Annotated in this window: 13 protein-coding genes; 8 read left to right on the top strand and 5 right to left on the bottom strand. The window is 66.3% G+C overall.

The window, feature by feature from the left end:
- Positions 1–56 precede the first annotated feature (56 nt).
- Genes ACIBHY_RS00065 through ACIBHY_RS00050 form a run of 4 tightly spaced genes read left to right on the top strand, consistent with a single transcriptional unit; the run spans position 57 to position 8773 of the window.
- Positions 57–1580, top strand: a complete 1524-nt coding sequence (locus ACIBHY_RS00065) for a PD-(D/E)XK nuclease family protein (protein WP_397305440.1) — start codon at positions 57–59, stop codon at positions 1578–1580.
- Positions 1520–2602 carry a hypothetical protein gene (locus ACIBHY_RS00060; protein WP_397305438.1) on the top strand — a complete coding sequence of 361 codons (1083 nt, stop codon included), beginning with the start codon at positions 1520–1522 and terminating at the stop codon, positions 2600–2602. The genes ACIBHY_RS00065 and ACIBHY_RS00060 overlap by 61 nt, the downstream gene beginning before the upstream one ends.
- A complete protein-coding gene (locus tag ACIBHY_RS00055; RefSeq protein ID WP_397305437.1) occupies positions 2595–6128 on the top strand; it encodes a hypothetical protein in 3534 nt (1177 codons plus the stop codon). Before ACIBHY_RS00060 ends, ACIBHY_RS00055 begins: the two co-directional genes overlap by 8 nt.
- Positions 6116–8773 carry a pPIWI_RE module domain-containing protein gene (locus ACIBHY_RS00050; protein ID WP_397305436.1) on the top strand — a complete coding sequence of 886 codons (2658 nt, stop codon included), beginning with the start codon at positions 6116–6118 and terminating at the stop codon, positions 8771–8773. Before ACIBHY_RS00055 ends, ACIBHY_RS00050 begins: the two co-directional genes overlap by 13 nt.
- Before the next feature lie 364 nt (positions 8774–9137).
- Here the strand turns inward: ACIBHY_RS00050 and ACIBHY_RS00045 are convergent, their stop codons facing one another.
- Complete coding sequence (locus ACIBHY_RS00045; RefSeq protein ID WP_397305435.1) at positions 9138–10241, bottom strand: sensor histidine kinase; 1104 nt, start codon at positions 10239–10241, stop codon at positions 9138–9140.
- Complete coding sequence (locus ACIBHY_RS00040; protein WP_397253758.1) at positions 10238–10903, bottom strand: response regulator transcription factor; 666 nt, start codon at positions 10901–10903, stop codon at positions 10238–10240. Before ACIBHY_RS00040 ends, ACIBHY_RS00045 begins: the two co-directional genes overlap by 4 nt.
- A 133-nt stretch (positions 10904–11036) precedes the next feature.
- Between ACIBHY_RS00040 and ACIBHY_RS00035 the strand changes: the two genes are divergently transcribed.
- Entirely contained in the window at positions 11037–12131 is a 1095-nt protein-coding gene (locus ACIBHY_RS00035) for a mannosyltransferase family protein (protein WP_397305434.1), read from the top strand.
- Positions 12132–12316: 185 nt separating this feature from the next.
- Here ACIBHY_RS00035 and ACIBHY_RS00030 read toward each other — a convergent pair whose 3' ends face one another.
- Positions 12317–12448 (bottom strand): hypothetical protein, encoded by a 132-nt coding sequence (locus ACIBHY_RS00030; RefSeq protein ID WP_397305433.1) that lies wholly within the window; start codon positions 12446–12448, stop codon positions 12317–12319.
- A gap of 300 nt (positions 12449–12748) precedes the next feature.
- Complete coding sequence (locus tag ACIBHY_RS00025; RefSeq protein ID WP_397305432.1) at positions 12749–13849, bottom strand: integrase core domain-containing protein; 1101 nt, start codon at positions 13847–13849, stop codon at positions 12749–12751.
- Positions 13850–14066: 217 nt separating this feature from the next.
- Between ACIBHY_RS00025 and ACIBHY_RS00020 the strand changes: the two genes are divergently transcribed.
- The 3 genes from ACIBHY_RS00020 (at position 14067) to ACIBHY_RS00010 (ending at position 15677) form a co-directional block, all read left to right on the top strand.
- Complete coding sequence (locus tag ACIBHY_RS00020; protein WP_397305945.1) at positions 14067–14348, top strand: STAS domain-containing protein; 282 nt, start codon at positions 14067–14069, stop codon at positions 14346–14348.
- A gap of 270 nt (positions 14349–14618) precedes the next feature.
- Positions 14619–14777 (top strand): hypothetical protein, encoded by a 159-nt coding sequence (locus ACIBHY_RS00015; RefSeq protein ID WP_397305431.1) that lies wholly within the window; start codon positions 14619–14621, stop codon positions 14775–14777.
- A gap of 330 nt (positions 14778–15107) precedes the next feature.
- Complete coding sequence (locus ACIBHY_RS00010; RefSeq protein ID WP_397305430.1) at positions 15108–15677, top strand: RICIN domain-containing protein; 570 nt, start codon at positions 15108–15110, stop codon at positions 15675–15677.
- A 312-nt stretch (positions 15678–15989) separates the two neighbouring features.
- On the opposite strand, the gene ACIBHY_RS00005 is transcribed toward ACIBHY_RS00010, so the two are convergent.
- Positions 15990–16677: hypothetical protein (locus ACIBHY_RS00005; RefSeq protein ID WP_397305429.1), on the bottom strand; the 688-nt coding region annotated here is incomplete at its 5' end.

Raw genomic sequence — 16677 nt, 5'->3', positions numbered from 1 at the left:
AGTTCCGATCACTAATGCCTGACCCCACGCGAGACGACCCGAAGAGGGAGTAAATTATGGCAGAGAAATGGCCACCGGACGGCATGTACCGCAGGACGGATGTCGTCAGTATCCGTCTCAGCATGTTCGGACCCGAGCGCTACAGATGTCCCGCGGCAGACGCCCTCCAAGCCCATGGGTTCGCGCCTCGAAGGCGAGCTGCGGAGAAGCCCGAGAAGCTGGAGCAATTCCCTCACGGGCCTTTCATGGCGGCACTCGACCAGGCCGAACGTCCAGCAGACGAGCCGCGTAACCAGCGCCGCTCGCACGACGGAGTGCGGCAATGGACCCGGCACGCGCTGGAGATGTACGGCAAGGCGTTCCCGCCGGCTTTGGAACTACGCCCTGCACGCCGCCCCTGGGTCTATCGATACCGGCGAGGCGACGGTGCGAAGTACCAGATCAGCGCGTGGGGACGATGCTTCGAATCTTCTGATGGACGGCAGCGTGAGCTCCGCCTGCCAACCAACAGGGTGCGTCCACGCACCAAGGTGGAGCGTGCGGTTGCCGCCCTGATCACCGCGGAGGCGGATCCCGATCCCCGGCTCGAGCGGGTTCGCGTCGTCCAGTTCTCCCTATCGGACGGGCAGGTGGACACGATCTTCGACGGCACCCGAGAGGAAGCTTTGTCCGCCTACCGCACCGACGGTGCGCCCGCCGTACGTGCGCTCCTCGACAACCGGGGGTACCAGCCAGGGAGCGCTTGCGGGACCTGTGCTGTGTCGCCTGTCTGTCCAGCCCTGCCCGCCGCTCCTGGACTTCTCGGCATTGCCGACCGCACCAGGCCACGCCGTAGCTGGTCACCAACGACAGGTAACGGCTACAAGAAGTGCCCGGCCCGTGCGCACATGCGCGGCTTGCGGCTGCCGGTCAACGACGCTGTCGAGCGGAGTGCGGATGCTGAGCGCGGCCGCGCGGTCCATGCCTTTCTGGCCGCACAGCACTGTCGACGGCCGAGCGTGCCGTGCGGCTCGGACATCCCACCGGACTGGATGCCTGAAGGTTTCGACCTTCCCGTCGAGGAACAGCGGCTCGGCGCCGAGTTGCTCCGGCACCATGCCGAGGTGTGCCCCATACGGTTGAGCGTGTCCGAATCGGAGATTCGGATCGAACCCGCTCTGGCGTTCGACGATTCCGCAGCCGACCTGCTCGTCCTGACCGACCCCGATCTCCTCTACCAGGACGGAGACGCCCGGGTGTGGCGAGAGACCAAAACCTCCAGGTGGAATCGCCCTTGCCGCGATGTGTTAACCAGATATCCCCAGGTTGCCCTGGCCGTCCGGATCATCGGAGCCGGCCTTCTGTCCGGCCCCGATCTCAGGGGACGGGTCGAGCTCGAACTGCTGCAACCCGCCGGAGTCGACCTTCATCTGATCGACCCGTTCGCAGCGGGTGTGCAATCGGCAGCCGAGACGGCGCTCCGCGAGCAAGTGTCGGGCTGGCATGCCGATGGCGCCTTCAACGCTCTACCTGGTCCGGAATGCAAGACCTGCGAGGTGTCCCGGTGGTGCTCCAAGCGGGCAACGGAGGCGGCTCCGTGAGCGTTCCCACGACGAGAGACCTTACGACTCTGGGCATGGTGGCTCGAGGAGTGCTCGACCTCTCGTCGGTGACCCAGGCGTCGTCCTTTCGCCTGCCGTACCCTCCGAACCTGCAACGCTCGTTGGACAGCTTGGTGCTGGCGGGGCTGACCCGGGGCTCGGCCGTACCTAGCGGAGTGCCTGGCCTGCTGGCCATGTGCCGTGAGCTCGAACCGGCGGCGTGGCCGCTCGCACTTCCAGTTAACTTCCTGGCTCCTGACACCCGTCTGATCCACCGCATCGCGGGCGAACCGACACGCTCCTGCGCTGAACTCACCAGTCTCGATCACGACGGTCTCCCTGAGAAGGCCGATGCCATGCTGAACGAACTACTGACCGCATGCGGAACTGCGGAACGTTTCATGGAGTGCCGGTCGTTCCTGCTGCATCGGCCGGTCATCCTCCGCCATGATCCGATGCGGATGCGCCCGACCATGCTTCCGATCTGGAAGCTGGTGAGGCATCTCTACGAGCCGGTACCGGAACGATTCGTGATCGAGGGGCTACTGCACCAGTGCAAGGGGTGCGGGTTGCTGGCCAAGGCCCTTCCCTCACAACGCCCTTGGTGCGAAGGCGGCTGTCCCCTCGAGCTTGATCGGCTCGAAGCGACCGACCAGCCGAAGCGTGCGCTGGCGCTCGACGTCGCCCTGCGCCTCTTCCTGTGCCTGCCGGGGCTCGTCGAGCCTGAAGGGCCCTTTCCGCCTCTTCTTCCTGAACGGGGTGTCCACCGCTACGTCGATCAAGCCGGGTCGCCCCGCGCGGTCCTGTTCCAGGACTTCGAGCAGCCGGGACCCGCCGCGCTACGGGCAGGTCGAGTCGCTTCCCTGCTCGGCGACCCACTGGATGTCGTGGTGCCAGACAGTACGGCGGCGAGAGCAGGTTACCTACGGGGCTTCCACGGCGCCCTGCCGGGCAACGTGGAAGTACTCCTGCTGTCGAAGAGCCAGTTCGACGCCTCACAGCCGAGGAGGAGTGATGCGTAGCACCGAACAGTCCCTGCGCGAGGTGACCAAACTCCTGTCAGAGGCTGCACCTGACAAGAGAAACGATCAGCTGACGTCTCTGTGTGAGATCGAGATCGGCCTCCTCCTTCAACAGCACCTCTGCCCTGGCGCACCGGCGGCGGACGCATGGGCGCTCTTCAGCGGCTTCCCTTTCGCGGCCGTCTGGGGCGCCGCGAACGCCGCGGGGCAGAAGACTCTTCGAACCGCCAGGTACACACTGTGGACCTGGGGACGCCGCCGGGCATGGGCCGACGCACTCCAGAACTATCAGCAGTACGACCGGCTGTTGCGCGGCTATGACGTGGTCGATCCGGACCTGGCCGCCACCCGCCGTACGTCGCTGTCCGTGGCGCCAGACCGCTGGGAGACATACGAACGATTGCTGCAGGAAGCGCCGTACTTCGCCGGACGGCCCGTGACGATCGCGGGTGCGGGACGGTACGCCTTCCCGGTCGGCCGGCATCTCGCGACCGTCGAGCTACCTGACCAGGCCATGCCCGCGCCCCTTCGCCACGATCTCACTGCACGACCGGCGAACGAGGGGCGGCCACTGACCTTCACTCGCGACGAGCTTCTGGAGACAGCGGCGTTCATGGACTCGATCGCCTTCGCCAAGTGGGCGGAGCGGCTCGAAGGGACCCACTTCTTCAGGCAGCGAAAGGGTGCCTTCCACCCAGCTGAGGAGTTCGAAGTGGCGCGCCTCCAGCACCTGCTGGGGATCGTGGGCGCGGGCAAGAGCACGTTGCGAGACGTGATCGCCGTCCACCTGGCCCGCCGCCGCCGCCGGACGACGGTCATCATCGGCGATGTCGCGGAGCAGATGAAACTGGTCGACCTCTACAACACCTTTGTCCCCAAATCCGCCGCCCCAGTCCTCGGTGCGTCGAGTCGCCCTCAGCATGCCGAACGCCTGCACCGCCGGTTGGCCAATCGCGGTGGGCTCAACCTTCTGGTTCAGGACGACTCCAGCTTCGCGTATCTGAGCACGTCCTGCGCCCTTGACGCGCTGCGGCTCGACGACATGCCTTTGGGGTACGGCGAGGCGCCGTGCCAACGGCTCCAGCCGCCCGACAAGCGCGGTGGCTTCACCGAAGGCCCTTGGAAGCGGCCCCGGCAGGCTTGTCCGTTCTGGACCGGCTGTCCGCGACACCATGCCGCTCGTGAGCTCGTCGACGCTCTGATCTGGGTCGCGACACCGGCGAGTTTGGTCGACGTGGCGGTGCCGTACCCGCAGAACCACGAGCGTGTCCGTTATCTGGAGCTGGCCTGCCGTCGAAGCGATCTGGTGATCGTCGACGAAGCCGACCGGGTGCAGATGCAACTCGACCGGATGTTCGCCCCCGCCATCCCGTTGATCGGTGGTGGTCCCGACACGCGCTCCTTCCTGGACGACGTCAACCAGCACCGAATTCGGGAACTCGCCAGTGCCGGGCGCATCCAACTGTCGGACCGCGATGTGGAGAACTGGTCGGCCGCCGTCAACACCACGCAAGCTGCGGCAGATCGGCTGCTGGCCATGCTCGTGAGTGACGTCGGGCTACGCAATTGGGTCAGGATCGGATACTTCAGCGCTTGGACGCTCCAGCTCCGATTGATTGAGGAGCGATATCCGGTTCCCGATGATCACAATTATGCGGCCCAGCAGGCCATGGCAGGAAAATCCGCCCACCTCCAAGCACGGCGCCAACTGACCGACATCCTCGACGCGTTCCGTGACAACCCCTTCGGCGATCGACGTCTGCAGACCGAGGAGAGTGCCGAGCTCACGAGCTTGCTGAGCGAACTGCTCCACACCAACAACAGGGCGCGCACGAGAAGCCGGTTGGTGGAGACGCTCCGCAGGCTGTTCGACTTGGATCCGATCCTGCGGCAGACCGACCAGGGCTACGAGCGCTACGAGCAGCTCCGCGCCCTGGCCGGTGACGGGCCGTCACCTGAGCCGAAGTGCGCCGAGCTCACCTCAGAGACGGACCGGCGTCGCTGGCGGCGCGCACTTCCGGCTGAGCCCGACGAATGGCTCAAGCTTCTGGCGACCCGCTTCGAGTTCACCCTGCTACTCAGCGCGATGGAGCCCAAGCTGGCCTTGATCAACGCCATGTGGCCGCGAGTGGCCGTGGCGCTCAAGCTCGGCTTCAATGAGATGTACCGCAGGCCACTCGACTACGGACCCATGGTGCCGGAAGCCCCGATGGGCAACGTGATCGGATTCCAGTTCATCATGCAGGGGCCGGACCCCGGTGGCGTGCGCAGTGGTGAGCTGCGTTTCTTCAGGTGCAGCGGAGTCGGCAGGGAACTCTTGCGCGCCATGCCGGGCCTCCCCGAAGTGGACGGCCGCCCAGGTACCAACGTTCTGTTGATGTCAGGCAGCAGTTGGGCTGGCCGCTCCAGCCGATACCACATCAACGTCCCCATCGGGGTGATCATCGAGCCGGATCCGAAGGAATTGGATCACATCGCTGATCAGAGCCGATTCCGCATCGAGTTCCTTCGCGACGGCTGCAGCTGCGGGATCCGATGTCAGTGCGACGAACCCCATCAGCCGTACCGCATCTCTGGTGAGCCTCTCATCAGGCGAGGCGACATTCTCAGATGTATGGCCGTCGCCCTCGGCAGAAACGACGAGGGGATCAGCAAGCTTCAGAGCGAGCTCCTCAAGCTACCTGAGAGTCGCCGCCACATCCTGCTACTCGTGGGCAGCTACGAAGAAGCCAAAATCGTGGCAGACGCGCTCCACACGCTCAACGCGCGCTGGAGGGGGCGGGTCCGCCGACTGGTCCCCGACGACGAGATCGAGACCGGAAGTCACCTGGACGACGACGAGCATCATGCGCCCGTTCTGCGTCGGGGTGAGGTCGAAACTCTGGCCTCCACCCGAGCCGAGATCCTGGTTGCTCCTCTCCTCGCGGTGGAACGCGGGCACAACATCCTCGACGTCGACCGCCAGCATGCCGCGATTGGATCGATCTACTTTCTGGCCCGGCCCAACCCGCGCCCCGATGACCTCGGTCTCGCCGTGCACGCGATCAACGACTGGATCGTGCGTGCCGTCGAAAGCGGGGAGTTCGCCTCCTGGGTGCGCGGCGAAGCCACTCTGGGCCAAGGTGCCCGCGAAGTCAGGCACCAAGCACGCTCCCAGTGGTATCGCCTGCTTGCCAGGAGCATGGCGTGGAGTCGCCTGGACGAGGATCGCGAGTCGGTCACCTGGGACTTGCTCGTGCTGATCTGGCAGGTGATCGGCCGTTCCGTGCGTGGCGCGGTGCCCACCCGTGTCGCGTTCGTCGATGCCGCCTTCGCACCCAACCTGGCGCTCGGTCAGTCCGACACTCCGGAGACCAGCCTTCTGTACAGCATCCATGCGGTGCTGAGGCCGTACTTCACCTCGGATGGTGACGTGCCCGAGATCGACCGTCGCATCGTCATGTCACTCTACCGGCCGATGTGGCAAGCACTTGATCAATGCCTGACCCAGATCACGAAGGAAGGGGTTTCCCCGTGTATCACCTGATCAACATGACTGCCTACGAACCGGACCCGGACGCCGGGCCCTGGCACGAGGACTATCGAATCCTCACGTTCCCGGACGAGTGGAGGATCCCCTTCATAGACCTCTACCGAAGGCGGTGGCGCCGCGACCAACCAGTCAGCCTTCCCGTCAGCAGTCTCAACGATCTGCTCCGCTCCACCGCGCCAGGGCTGGTCGCTACGGGACGGGGAGCCGGAACGAGCGCCGAGGTGCCCTGGTTCTACTCGATCGACGAGATGCCCATCGAGTTGGTGACCACACTTCTCGCCTCCTGGGTGATGACTTTGCCGCCCGACGATGAGGATACGGAGCAGCGGTCCGCACTCAATCAGGCACTGACTCTCATCGAAGATTACGAGCCGGACTGGCTGTCCGAGACCGTGAACCTCACCGCCGCCGGTACCTCCCCTGGCGGCACTGCTCGTCCTGAGCAGAGGCTCTATCATCTCCTCCCCGAGCGCATCGGCACCAGGCTCACAACTCGGCCGATGCCCCTCAGCGGCTCCAGCCTGTCGTTCCGGCTCGTTTCCCGCGACCAAGGTGTCGAGCTCGTCAGCTGGCCTCCACAGACATATGTCCGGAAGAGGCAGATCTGGCGCTACTCGGCCGTCATGACTATCACCGTGCAGACGGTACCGTTCGCTGCACGCTTCCGGGTGCACGTCTCCTACGGGATCCGACGATGGGCCACCAAGCCCCCCGTTCTGTTGCCGGATGGTCGTGGCGCCTCGGTCTTGCTCGACGCACCCTTGCCATGGCTGGAGGCAGCCAACACAAGAGACCGCCTCGCTCTCAACTCGCTGGCATTCGATCGCAGCCTCGGCGTCCTGGCATGGAACCGGCGAAGCCTTGCCGAGCTCCTGCCAGGGCTTGACCTGGTCCACTCTTATCCGAAACCCGCCGAGCTGACGGCTGAGCCGGTCACCTGGATGGAAGGACAGGGCGGAGTCGCGGCTGGCATCGTGTACAGCACGGCGATGGGCACGCACGGCGTCGGGGCCGGCCTCATGCCGCTCGAGCGCTCCTTGCTTGATCACTGGGTTGAGGATGGTCTCCGCCCCTACTTCCGCCGGGTCGCCCCTCTCGAGCGCGTACGCGGAAAGTCCAAGCCGGTCCTGCTGCCTGCGAAGACGAAAGACCCGATCAAGGAGGAGCTGCGTTCTCGCCGGCTTGTCCAGGCCCGTTGTGACGCGGTGCGCGCGGCGCTGGGCGAGCAGCCCTTGCTCATCGATGTGCTCTGGCAGAACGAACAGACTCGTGATGAGCTGGTCGAGGCGATTCGCGAATGGCTGGAGCTTCCGCCCGTCACCGCCGAGGCCGACGAGCACGAATGGCAGGCCGGCGACCTACGCGTAATCGTGCGGACTCGGCCGCTGGAGAATCTTGGAGCCCCCCTGAGGGCCGATCGTAGGACAGGCCAGTCACGAACCCAAGCGCTGGCCCACGCCATCCGGGCCCGCTCGGCCGAGACCGCGGCCTATCTGGGCCCTGGCACGTCCACCGCCCAGCTGGCCATCGTCGAGACTCTGGGTCCGGACCGGTTCACGGCACGGGATTCCGACCCCAAGAGCGCTCTTCGGCACGGATGTGCAGCGGCGGGCAGGGTCAGCCAGTTCATCGTCGTTCCGGAAGATTCAGAAGAACCCGTGCAGCGACGCGCCCTCTCGGCCGTTGCCGACGGTATGCGACAACTCGGCGCCGTGGTCCCACCTCAACAGCGGCTGGGTGAGGAGCTGGCTCCTGACCTGCAGTACCTAGCCCTCTGGTATGTCCGTCGCCAGGCCGGTGGACCGACCCGGCAAGCAGGGCAGTATCTGGTCGCCCTTCGGATACGCCCGGACGACGTGCACCATTCTGTGCGTGGCTGGGACGATGCCCGTAAGGAGTGGGTGCCGTATGCCCAGCTGCTTCTCACTCTCATCGCCGATGGAGCCGTCGAGAACATCCGGACCGCCGCGGACAGACGCGATGCGGTCCAGCGTCGAATCCGATCTTTGCTCTACCAAGTACGGGATCGGCCGACCCTTCTCCTGGTCAACAGCGGAAACCTGCGTGACGCTTGGCCTGGTCTCAGCAACGGGCAGCTCGTAAAGGACAAGATCTCTTTCGACGGGGAACGAGAACCCTCGTGGATTGCGCTCCATGGGCCAGACCTTCGCGTGGTGCTGCTCCGTGACGCCAACAGCCGGGAGGAGACCTCGCAATGGTTCGCACCCGGCGCGAGTGAGGACCTCACGCCTGGTCTGGCGCAGGGTCTCTGGCGCGCGCGAAACGCGGACCAAGACAATCGGGTGTTCGCGAGCACCGTCGACAGGCCGCCCGCGGGACGCAAGGTGGCTCGCGACCTCCTCAAACTGGTTCCCACTGAGTCATGGCCCCATGCCCCGGCCGCTACGGCGTCGAATCCTCAGGCTTTGGAGCTGACGGTCCTGGGTTGCTTGTCCAGAGCTGCGTTGGAGGCGTCCGGGCGCGCCGATGCACGCCCGGACCAACCGGCGATTGTCGCGACCTCGGCTCATCAGTTGCGATTTCACGACGAGTACCACCCGCTCAGCCGGCCGCTGCCGCTTCATCTGGCGAGGCAGGCCGAGGAGTATGTCCTGCCCCTCGCTCGCGAAGGCAGTTAAGGGGGATAGCACTGCCCTGCTCGCTGCGTATCGACGGATCCAGCCCTTCCCGGCCGACAGGCTTGACCTCGCCACCGTTCATCAGCCTCTGAACGGAGTCGAGCAGGAACGCCGCGGGTCCCCTGTTCCCTTGGAGGTGTGGGTGCCGAAAATTCGTCCACCTACTCTGGCCTGGAAGTGCTCAAGAAATGATCATTCTCGTCTGAGCATTCGCTCAACCAGATTTGAGCGAATGCTCAGCATCTACGTGTGAAGCATCGCGTTGTTGCAACTCCTGCGCCGTTGGTGCCTTTTGACGCGGTACAGGATGCCGGGCGGTGACCTGCGGGGCCGTCCTCGGTGGTGACGGCCCAGGTGTGCGGGTTCATATGTCTATGGGCGGGAGGTGGATGGTGATGGTGAGGCCGCCGCCGGGGTTGGGGCGGGCGGTCAGGGTGAAGTGGTGGGCCTCGGCGATGGCGTGCACGATGGCCAGTCCCAGGCCGTGGCCGGTGCGCGTGCGCCGGCCTTCCAGGCGGTGGAAGGGCTCGAAGATGAGCTCGATGTCCGTGGGGGGCACGACGGGGCCGGTGTTGGCGACGGTCAGGCTCTCGCGGGTCAGGGTGACGCGGACGCGGCCGCCGGGGACGTTGTGGGTGATCGCGTTGGCCAGCAGGTTGGTCACGAGCTGGCGCAACAGGGTCGGGTCGCCGTGGATGACGGCCGGGCTCAGCGAGGCCGACACCGTACGGTCGCCGTGGTCGAGCCCGGCGACCGCCTCGGCCAGCAGCCGGGCCAGATCGACGGGCTGGGCCGCGGTCAGGCCGTGTTCCGCCCTGGTCAGCGTGAGCAGGGCGTTGGTGATGTCGATGCTGCGCTGGTTGGTGCGCAGGAGCTTGGGGCCGAGGACCCGCAGGTCGTGCGCGTCGGGGTCGGCCAGCGCCACCTGCAGCATCGTGCGGGTGGTGGCCAGCGGGGTGCGCAGCTCGTGGGAGGCGTTTGCGGCGAAGCGGCGCTGGGCCTGGAAGGCGACGTCGAGGCGGCTGAGCATCTCGTCGAAGGTGTCGCCCAGCTCCTTGAGCTCGTCGGCCGGGCCGTTCAGGGCGATGCGCTCGTGCAGGTTGCCGGTGGCGACCGTACGGGCGGCCGCGGTGATGTCGTGCAGGCGGGCCAGCATCCGCCCGGAGACGTACCACGCCAGCGCGAGTGCCAGGACGCTCAGCACGGCCAGGCCGACGCCGCTGAACAGCAGCAACGTGGCCAGCACGTCCTCCTTGCTGTTGATGTCCAGCACGTCGGAGGCGGCCACGGTGGGGATGGGACTCGGGGAGCCGGTCGGCTCCGGAGCCGGGGCCGGGCCCTCCGGGAAGGCATACCGCGGGGCGAAGCGCATCAGCAGGTACACCAGCGCGACCAGCGCCACCCCGGCTAGCAGGAACATGCCCCCGTAGACGAGCGTGAGCCGGGCCCGGATCGTCAGGCGGCTCACGAGGGCGGCAGGAGGCTGTAGCCGACACCGGTCTCGGTGTGGATGACGGGTGGATCGCCGAGTTTGCGGCGCAGCGTGGAGACGGTGATGCGCACCGCGTTGGTGAAGGGGTCGGCGTGCTCGTCCCACACCTTCTCCAGCAGTTGCTCGGCGCTGACGACGCCGCCGCCCCCGCGCAGCAGCACCTGGAGCACCCCGAACTCCTTGCGGGTCAGGCGCAGGTAGCGGCCGTCGCGGTAGGCCTCGCGGCGGAAGGGGTCGAGCACGATCCCGGCCCGCCGCAGCACTGGCGGCGCGGCGGGGGCGGTGCGTCGCTCCAGCGCACGCAGGCGGGCCACCAGTTCGGGGAAGTCGAACGGTTTGACCAGGTAGTCGTCGGCGCCCAGCCGCAGCCCGGTCACCTTGTCGTCCAGCCGGCCGGAGGCGGTCAGCATGAGGATGCGGCAGGCGGGGTTCAGGGCGGGAAGCCTGCGGCAGACCTCGTCGCCGTGGACGCCGGGCAGGTCGCGGTCGAGCACGACCACGTCGTAGTCGTGGACCGCCAGCCGTTCCAGCGCGGCGTGCCCGTCGGCGGCCACGTCCACCGCCATCGCCTCGCGCCGCAGCCCCGCCTGCAGCGCCTCGGCCATGTAGGGCTCATCCTCGACGACCAGCACTCTCATCGCCGCCCCTTCCCCGTGCGCGGACAGCCTGGCAGGACGGGCGTATCGCGAACGTATGGTTTTCCCGCGACACCCGCCAAACACCCCGATTGGTGCAGTGACCTGCGCAATATCACCAATCCGGGAAGGCTTCATGCACTCCATTCTGAACGGCCGGCCGCACCGCCAGGCACTGACCGCCTGGCTGCTGGCCCACCTCGCCATGGCCCTGCTCGCGGCAGGCGGCGCCTGGTACCTGAACATCGGCCGCGACGCCGGTCACCTGGAGCGATGGATGCGCTGGGACGCGGTCCACTTCATGCGCATTGCCCGCTACGGCTACGCCGGCGACCCCGGCGCCGACCCCGACCCAGGCCTGCCCGCGTTCTTCCCCGGCTTCCCGCTGCTGCTGCGCGCCGTGCACATGGTGATCGGCGACTGGACGCTGGCCGGGCTGGCGATCTCCCTGACCGCCGGGGCGGTCGCCGTGTGCGCGCTGGCCCGCCTGGCCGAGAGCGAGGCCCGCCCCGGTGCAGGCGCGCAGGCGGTGTGGGCCCTGTTGCTCGCCCCACCGGCGGTCTTCCTGGTCGCCGGCTACAGCGAGGCGCTCTTCCTGGCGTTCGCGTTGCCGGCCTGGCTGCTGGCCGGGCGCGGGCGCTGGGTGGCGGCCGCCGGATGCGCTGCCCTCGCCTCCTCGGTCCGCATCACCGGCCTGTTCCTGGCCGTGGCGCTGGTCGTCTGGTTCGTCCGCTCAGGTAGGGCGCGGACGCGTTCGGCCGGGTGGCTGCTGCTGCCGTTCGCCCCCTTGGCCACCTACAGCGCCTACCAGTGGAGCAGGACCGGCGATTGGCTGGCCTGGCAGAGTGCGCAGAAGGCTGGCTGGGGCAGGGAGCTGGTCTGGCCGTGGGAGGCGTGGCAGACCAGCTGGAACGCCGCGTGGCAGGTCGACAACTCCTTCACCTGGGCCTTCCGCGGCGAGCTCGCCGCCGCGGTGCTCGGTGTGGCGCTGACGGTGTGGCTGGCCCACCGCCGCCAGTGGCCCGCTTTCACCTACGTCGGTCTCCAGGTCGCCGCCCTGACCACCTCGACCTTCTACATGTCCATCCCGCGCTCGGCCCTGCTGTGGTTCCCGCTGTGGGTGCTGCTCGGCCGCGCCGACCGCCGCTGGTTCCTGCTGTACGCCGCCGTTGCCGCCCCCCTGTCGGCCCTGCACGTCCTGATGTTCACCACCCACCTGTGGGCCGGCTGAGCCGTCCCCCTGAAGGCTCTCCAGGGGTAGACGGTAGATCAGCTTGGTTCCGAGCCCCCAGCTTATGATGCCCGGACAGGAGCGAGCCGCTGGTCACCCCGGCGGCGGTCGCGAGCGTCGCGCGGGCCGCGGGCTAGGTGGTTTTGAGGCGGCGGCACTGGTCCTCCTGTTGCCCACCACGCAGGTCAGCGCCGCGTTGTCGAGCCCAGTTCGTCGAGGCACAAAAGATCGAAACGTCCGTAGCGGGCGATGGGCTTGTTGAGGATCAGTTCGTCGGTCGCCTCCACGAGTTCGTTGACGAGCTTGGCGGCCAGCACGTACTTGACTCGGTATCGGCCATCCGACGCTCGGGTTGATGCCAGAACAAAGGTATCTCTCAGTAATCGACGTCAATGGCGCGTGGAAGAGCTCAGGCCGTCATTTTGCGCGGGCTGGCGTCGGTGTCCGCCAGGGTGCGACAGACCCTGAACTGATGAGGCGGGCTGAGGTTTTCTTCTGAGCGTCAGGCGGAAGCTTGGCCGGCTGGATGGCGACTTCTAGGGAGGCGATGTCGGTGCTGATCGATGACCCCATCCCACCCGGCGTGACTGCGCTTGCCGATAATTCCTCCATGCAGGTCAAGCGGCATGTGAGTACTCGTGGACGACGCCGCCGAGCCGGTCTCGTCGGCGTACGTTCAGGTTGATGATTCGCTCTGGATCCGTGATCGGGTCCGGCACGGAACGCAGCGGCGCGGCTTGGTCCAGGGCTTGATGGGCGCGGTGGTGGTTGTAGAAGCGTTCGTACTCGCGCAGGGCGTGCCGCAGGTGGTGTTCGTTCCAGAGCAGGCAGCGGTCGAGGAGTTCGCGGTGGCACGACTGCACCCACCGCTCCATGATCGAGTTCATCCGCGGTATCCGGATACCGGTGAGCACCGTCTTGATGCCGGCCTCGGCGAGGATCTCGTCTATGAGGGCGGGGAACTTACCGTCACGGTCTCGGACCAGAAAGCGCGCCCGACAACCCACATCGTCCAGGTCCATCACCAGGTTCCTTATCGCCTGAGTGACCCAATTTGCGGTGGGGTGCGCGGTGGCGCCGAGCACACGGACGCGCCTGGTGGTGTGCTCGATGACGGCCAGGATGTAGTGGCGCTGTCCGTTGAGGGTGATGGTCTCGATGAAATCGCAGGCCAGCAGGGCGTCGGCTTGCGAGCGCAGGAAGTTGGCCCAGGTGGTGGAAGCTCGCTCGGGTGCCGGGTCGATGCCTTCCTGTTGGAGGATCTCCCATACCGTGGAGGGTGCCACCTTGATACCCAGCGTGGTGAGCTCGCCGTGGACCCTCCGGTAGCCCCGGGATGGGTTCTCTCGGACCAGGCGCAGGATGAGAGTGCGGATGGAGCGGACCCTGGGCGGGCGGCCGGCCCGCTTCGGCCTGCAGGTACGGGCGTGACGTCGTTTCATCAGATCGCGGTGCCAGCGCAGGACGGTGTCCGGCCGGACGAGAAGCCGTAGCCGGCGCAGGACCTCGCGGGGCAGCGAGGTCAGGAGAGCGGCGAGAAGGGCCCGATCCTTGGGCGCGAATCTCACTTTGATGTCAGCGCCGAGTTGGCGTTCAAGGACGGTGATCTGGTGACGCAGGACGAGAGTCTCCACGTCCTTGTCCCGATCGCCCATGGGCAGCAATCGCAGCGCGGCGAAAGCGTTCGTGACGGTCAGGTAGGCCAGGCGAAGCAGCACAGCGGATCATCCTGCCGCACGCGTTTCCGTCTCCGGCCGACCGAGCTCGCGAACGGCACCCGAAGCCCTCTCAGAGCCATGACCTGGGCGGATGTAATTATCGGCAGGCGCAGTGATGTAGCCGATTGTGTACGATACGTGAGGTTGAGGGTGGGAGTGCCGCTGTGTTCCGCGCCGCAACGACGGTCCTGTCCACGGATCACATCATCGTCACCGCCTGCGGCGAGCTGACATCGCCACCGCTCACGCCTTCGAGGAAGCAGTCGAAGCCGCTGTGGGCCAGACCCGCGGGCCGCATCTGATCCTGGATCTGTCCGAGCTGACGTTCATGGACTCCCTGGGCCTGCGCAGCGTGCCGGCCTGCCACCGGCAGGCCCGCGCGCGCGACGGGCAGCTGACGCTGGTCAACCCCGCGCCGCAGATCGCCCACCTGCTCAGCGTGACCATGCTCGATCGGCACATTCCCATCTTCGCCACGATCGACCAGGCCATCACCTGAAACCTCCTCTTGGCCCAGGCGCTGCTGGAGGGGGAGCCTCTGGGCCAAGAGGGAGATCGGCGATCGCGCCCTGCCGGACGCGACCGACCTGCCGGCGACGCTGCAGCGCCGCGCTGACTCATCCGGGCCCTGGCCTGGGCCGACAACGCCTACAGCGGCGCCCTGGTCACCTGGGGCCTCACCCTGAAAATCGTCAAGAAACCCGCCCACCAGCAAGGCTTTCAGGTCCTGCCCCGCCGATGGATCGTCGAGAGGTCGATCGGGTGGTGGATGAACGCCCGCCGCAACGTCATCGACTACGAATGCTGCCCCGACCACAGCCAGGCACACCTGACCTGGGCCATGATCACGCTCATGACCAGACGTCTGGCCAGGAAGGGCTCACAACGGTCGACGCGCGATGGTGTCCAGATGGCGCACGCCGCCTAACCACACCGTCCTCGGACCGACGGCGGCTGTCGCGCTGTGGCCTTCGTCGCGCGCTCGGCGGCGATCACAGCCGGGTCCGGGGTCGCCCCAGGCGATTGATTGCCATTGATTGATCACCATGATCGGCCTGAGCCCAATCAACTCCCCCGTGCTACATCGGAATGAAAAGACCCTTCGCGACCTGGGCAGCGCTCACGACACAAAACACCAAAGGGGGGCGGGTTGAAGGCATGAGAGCGCCACATCAGGTCCTGCCCGGCGCACCGCGGCGAGCGCGGGTCCAAGCAGCGACGAAGGCAGTGCCATCCATACTCGATCAGGAGGCAAATCATGAATCGCAGCTTAAGAACGCTGCTGGGCGCGGTCGCCGCGCTCGTCTTCATCGGCACCTTGCTGACAACTCCTGCACACGGCCAGGCCGTAGCCTCCACGCAGTTTGCGGCCTCAGCGTCCGCTATGACGCCGTACTGGCCCGCGCCCGGGCTCTACAAGATCAGGAACGTGAAATCCGGCAAATGCCTCAACATTCCAAACGGCTCCACTGCAGAGGGAGCGTCGGTAACCCAGTTCACCTGTGGCGACTGGAACGACCACAAGTGGAGCCTCGAGCCAATCGAAGGTGACTTCTACAGGATCAGAAACCTCAACAGCGGAAGATGCCTGGCCATCCCCGGAGGCACCCATACGCCGAACACCCAGGCCATCCAATGGGGCTGCGGTCCCTGGGACGACCACAAGTGGCGCTTCGAGATCTACCCCAGCGGCAACGTCCAGATCATCAACAAGCACGCAGGCCAATGCCTGGCGGTCCGGAACGGCGACATCGCCGACGGCGCACCGGTGATCCAGTTTCCCTGCGGCAGCTGGCTCGATCACTTCTGGCGATTGGAACGCCTCTGATCCACGCAGGGCGTGAACAGCGCTCTACGGCGTCCTCCTCCCGAACGTGGCCCCTGCCCCGAAGTGGAAGGTTGCCGCAGGTCACGGACGTGCTTGCCGGACAGCACAGCGCCTGGTTTCGGCATCGAACAGATGGGCCGACGATACAGTCGAATCTCCGCAGAACGCGCCGTCGTTGCGCTGACCTGCGGCTGAGCCGTCCCGGACATCAGACAGAATCGAAGTTCTGAGTGGTCACGGGCTACCTGGTGGCTGGGGCCACGTTCGGGAGGAGAACGCCTAGGGGAGCGATACCCGCCGGCTACGTGATGTTCATTCCTGGATCCTTCTGCAGACGCCTCGCGCTCGGTCCGCGGCACTGGTGCCGGCCGCATCGGTCACGGCGATCTGGACATCGAAGGGGCGGCCCACCACGCAGCCAACCCGCAGGGTGGATGAGTTCTTGAAGTAGGTCTGCTCTACTCCGTTCATCGTCCACGTGGTGCTGAACGGTGGCGTCCCGTCGATCTGCGCCGTGCAGACGACCAGAGCGGCGCCGGTGTCGCAGTTGAGGTACCGGATGCTGGCAGTTCTGCGGTCCGGGCACGTGATTCGCGTGTCCCCCATAGTCTCCTCGACGCCAAGCGAGTAGATGATCGTGAGCTCGATCTCGAGCGTCTCGCCGGGTTCGCAACTCACCAGGATGTTCCGGATGTTGTTGAACCTGGGAAGGGGGTCGCCATTGCTCGTCCATCCGATGAAGTCGGTGCTCCTGCCGTCGGCCTTGACCGGGACGGTGCAGACGATGTCGGGTGTGTTGGTCAACGCCGGTCTGCACACGGGGTCGTCGGGCGCCTGGGCGTGGGCGGCGCCTGCTCCCGTCAGCAAACCTCCGAGCACTACGGCCAGCAGCACGAAGACAGCGACTAAGGCGTGTTTCAAAAGGCCTTGAGGCTGGTCGCATGGAAGTGATCGACATACGACGAGGTCTCCGGTAAATGGTCCAACGACCAAGAAGCAC

Origin of the sequence: Nonomuraea sp. NPDC050547 (genome assembly GCF_044457345.1) — a bacterium.
Classification (GTDB): Bacteria; Actinomycetota; Actinomycetes; order Streptosporangiales; family Streptosporangiaceae; genus Nonomuraea.
This window is presented reverse-complemented; position numbering and strand designations above follow the sequence as displayed.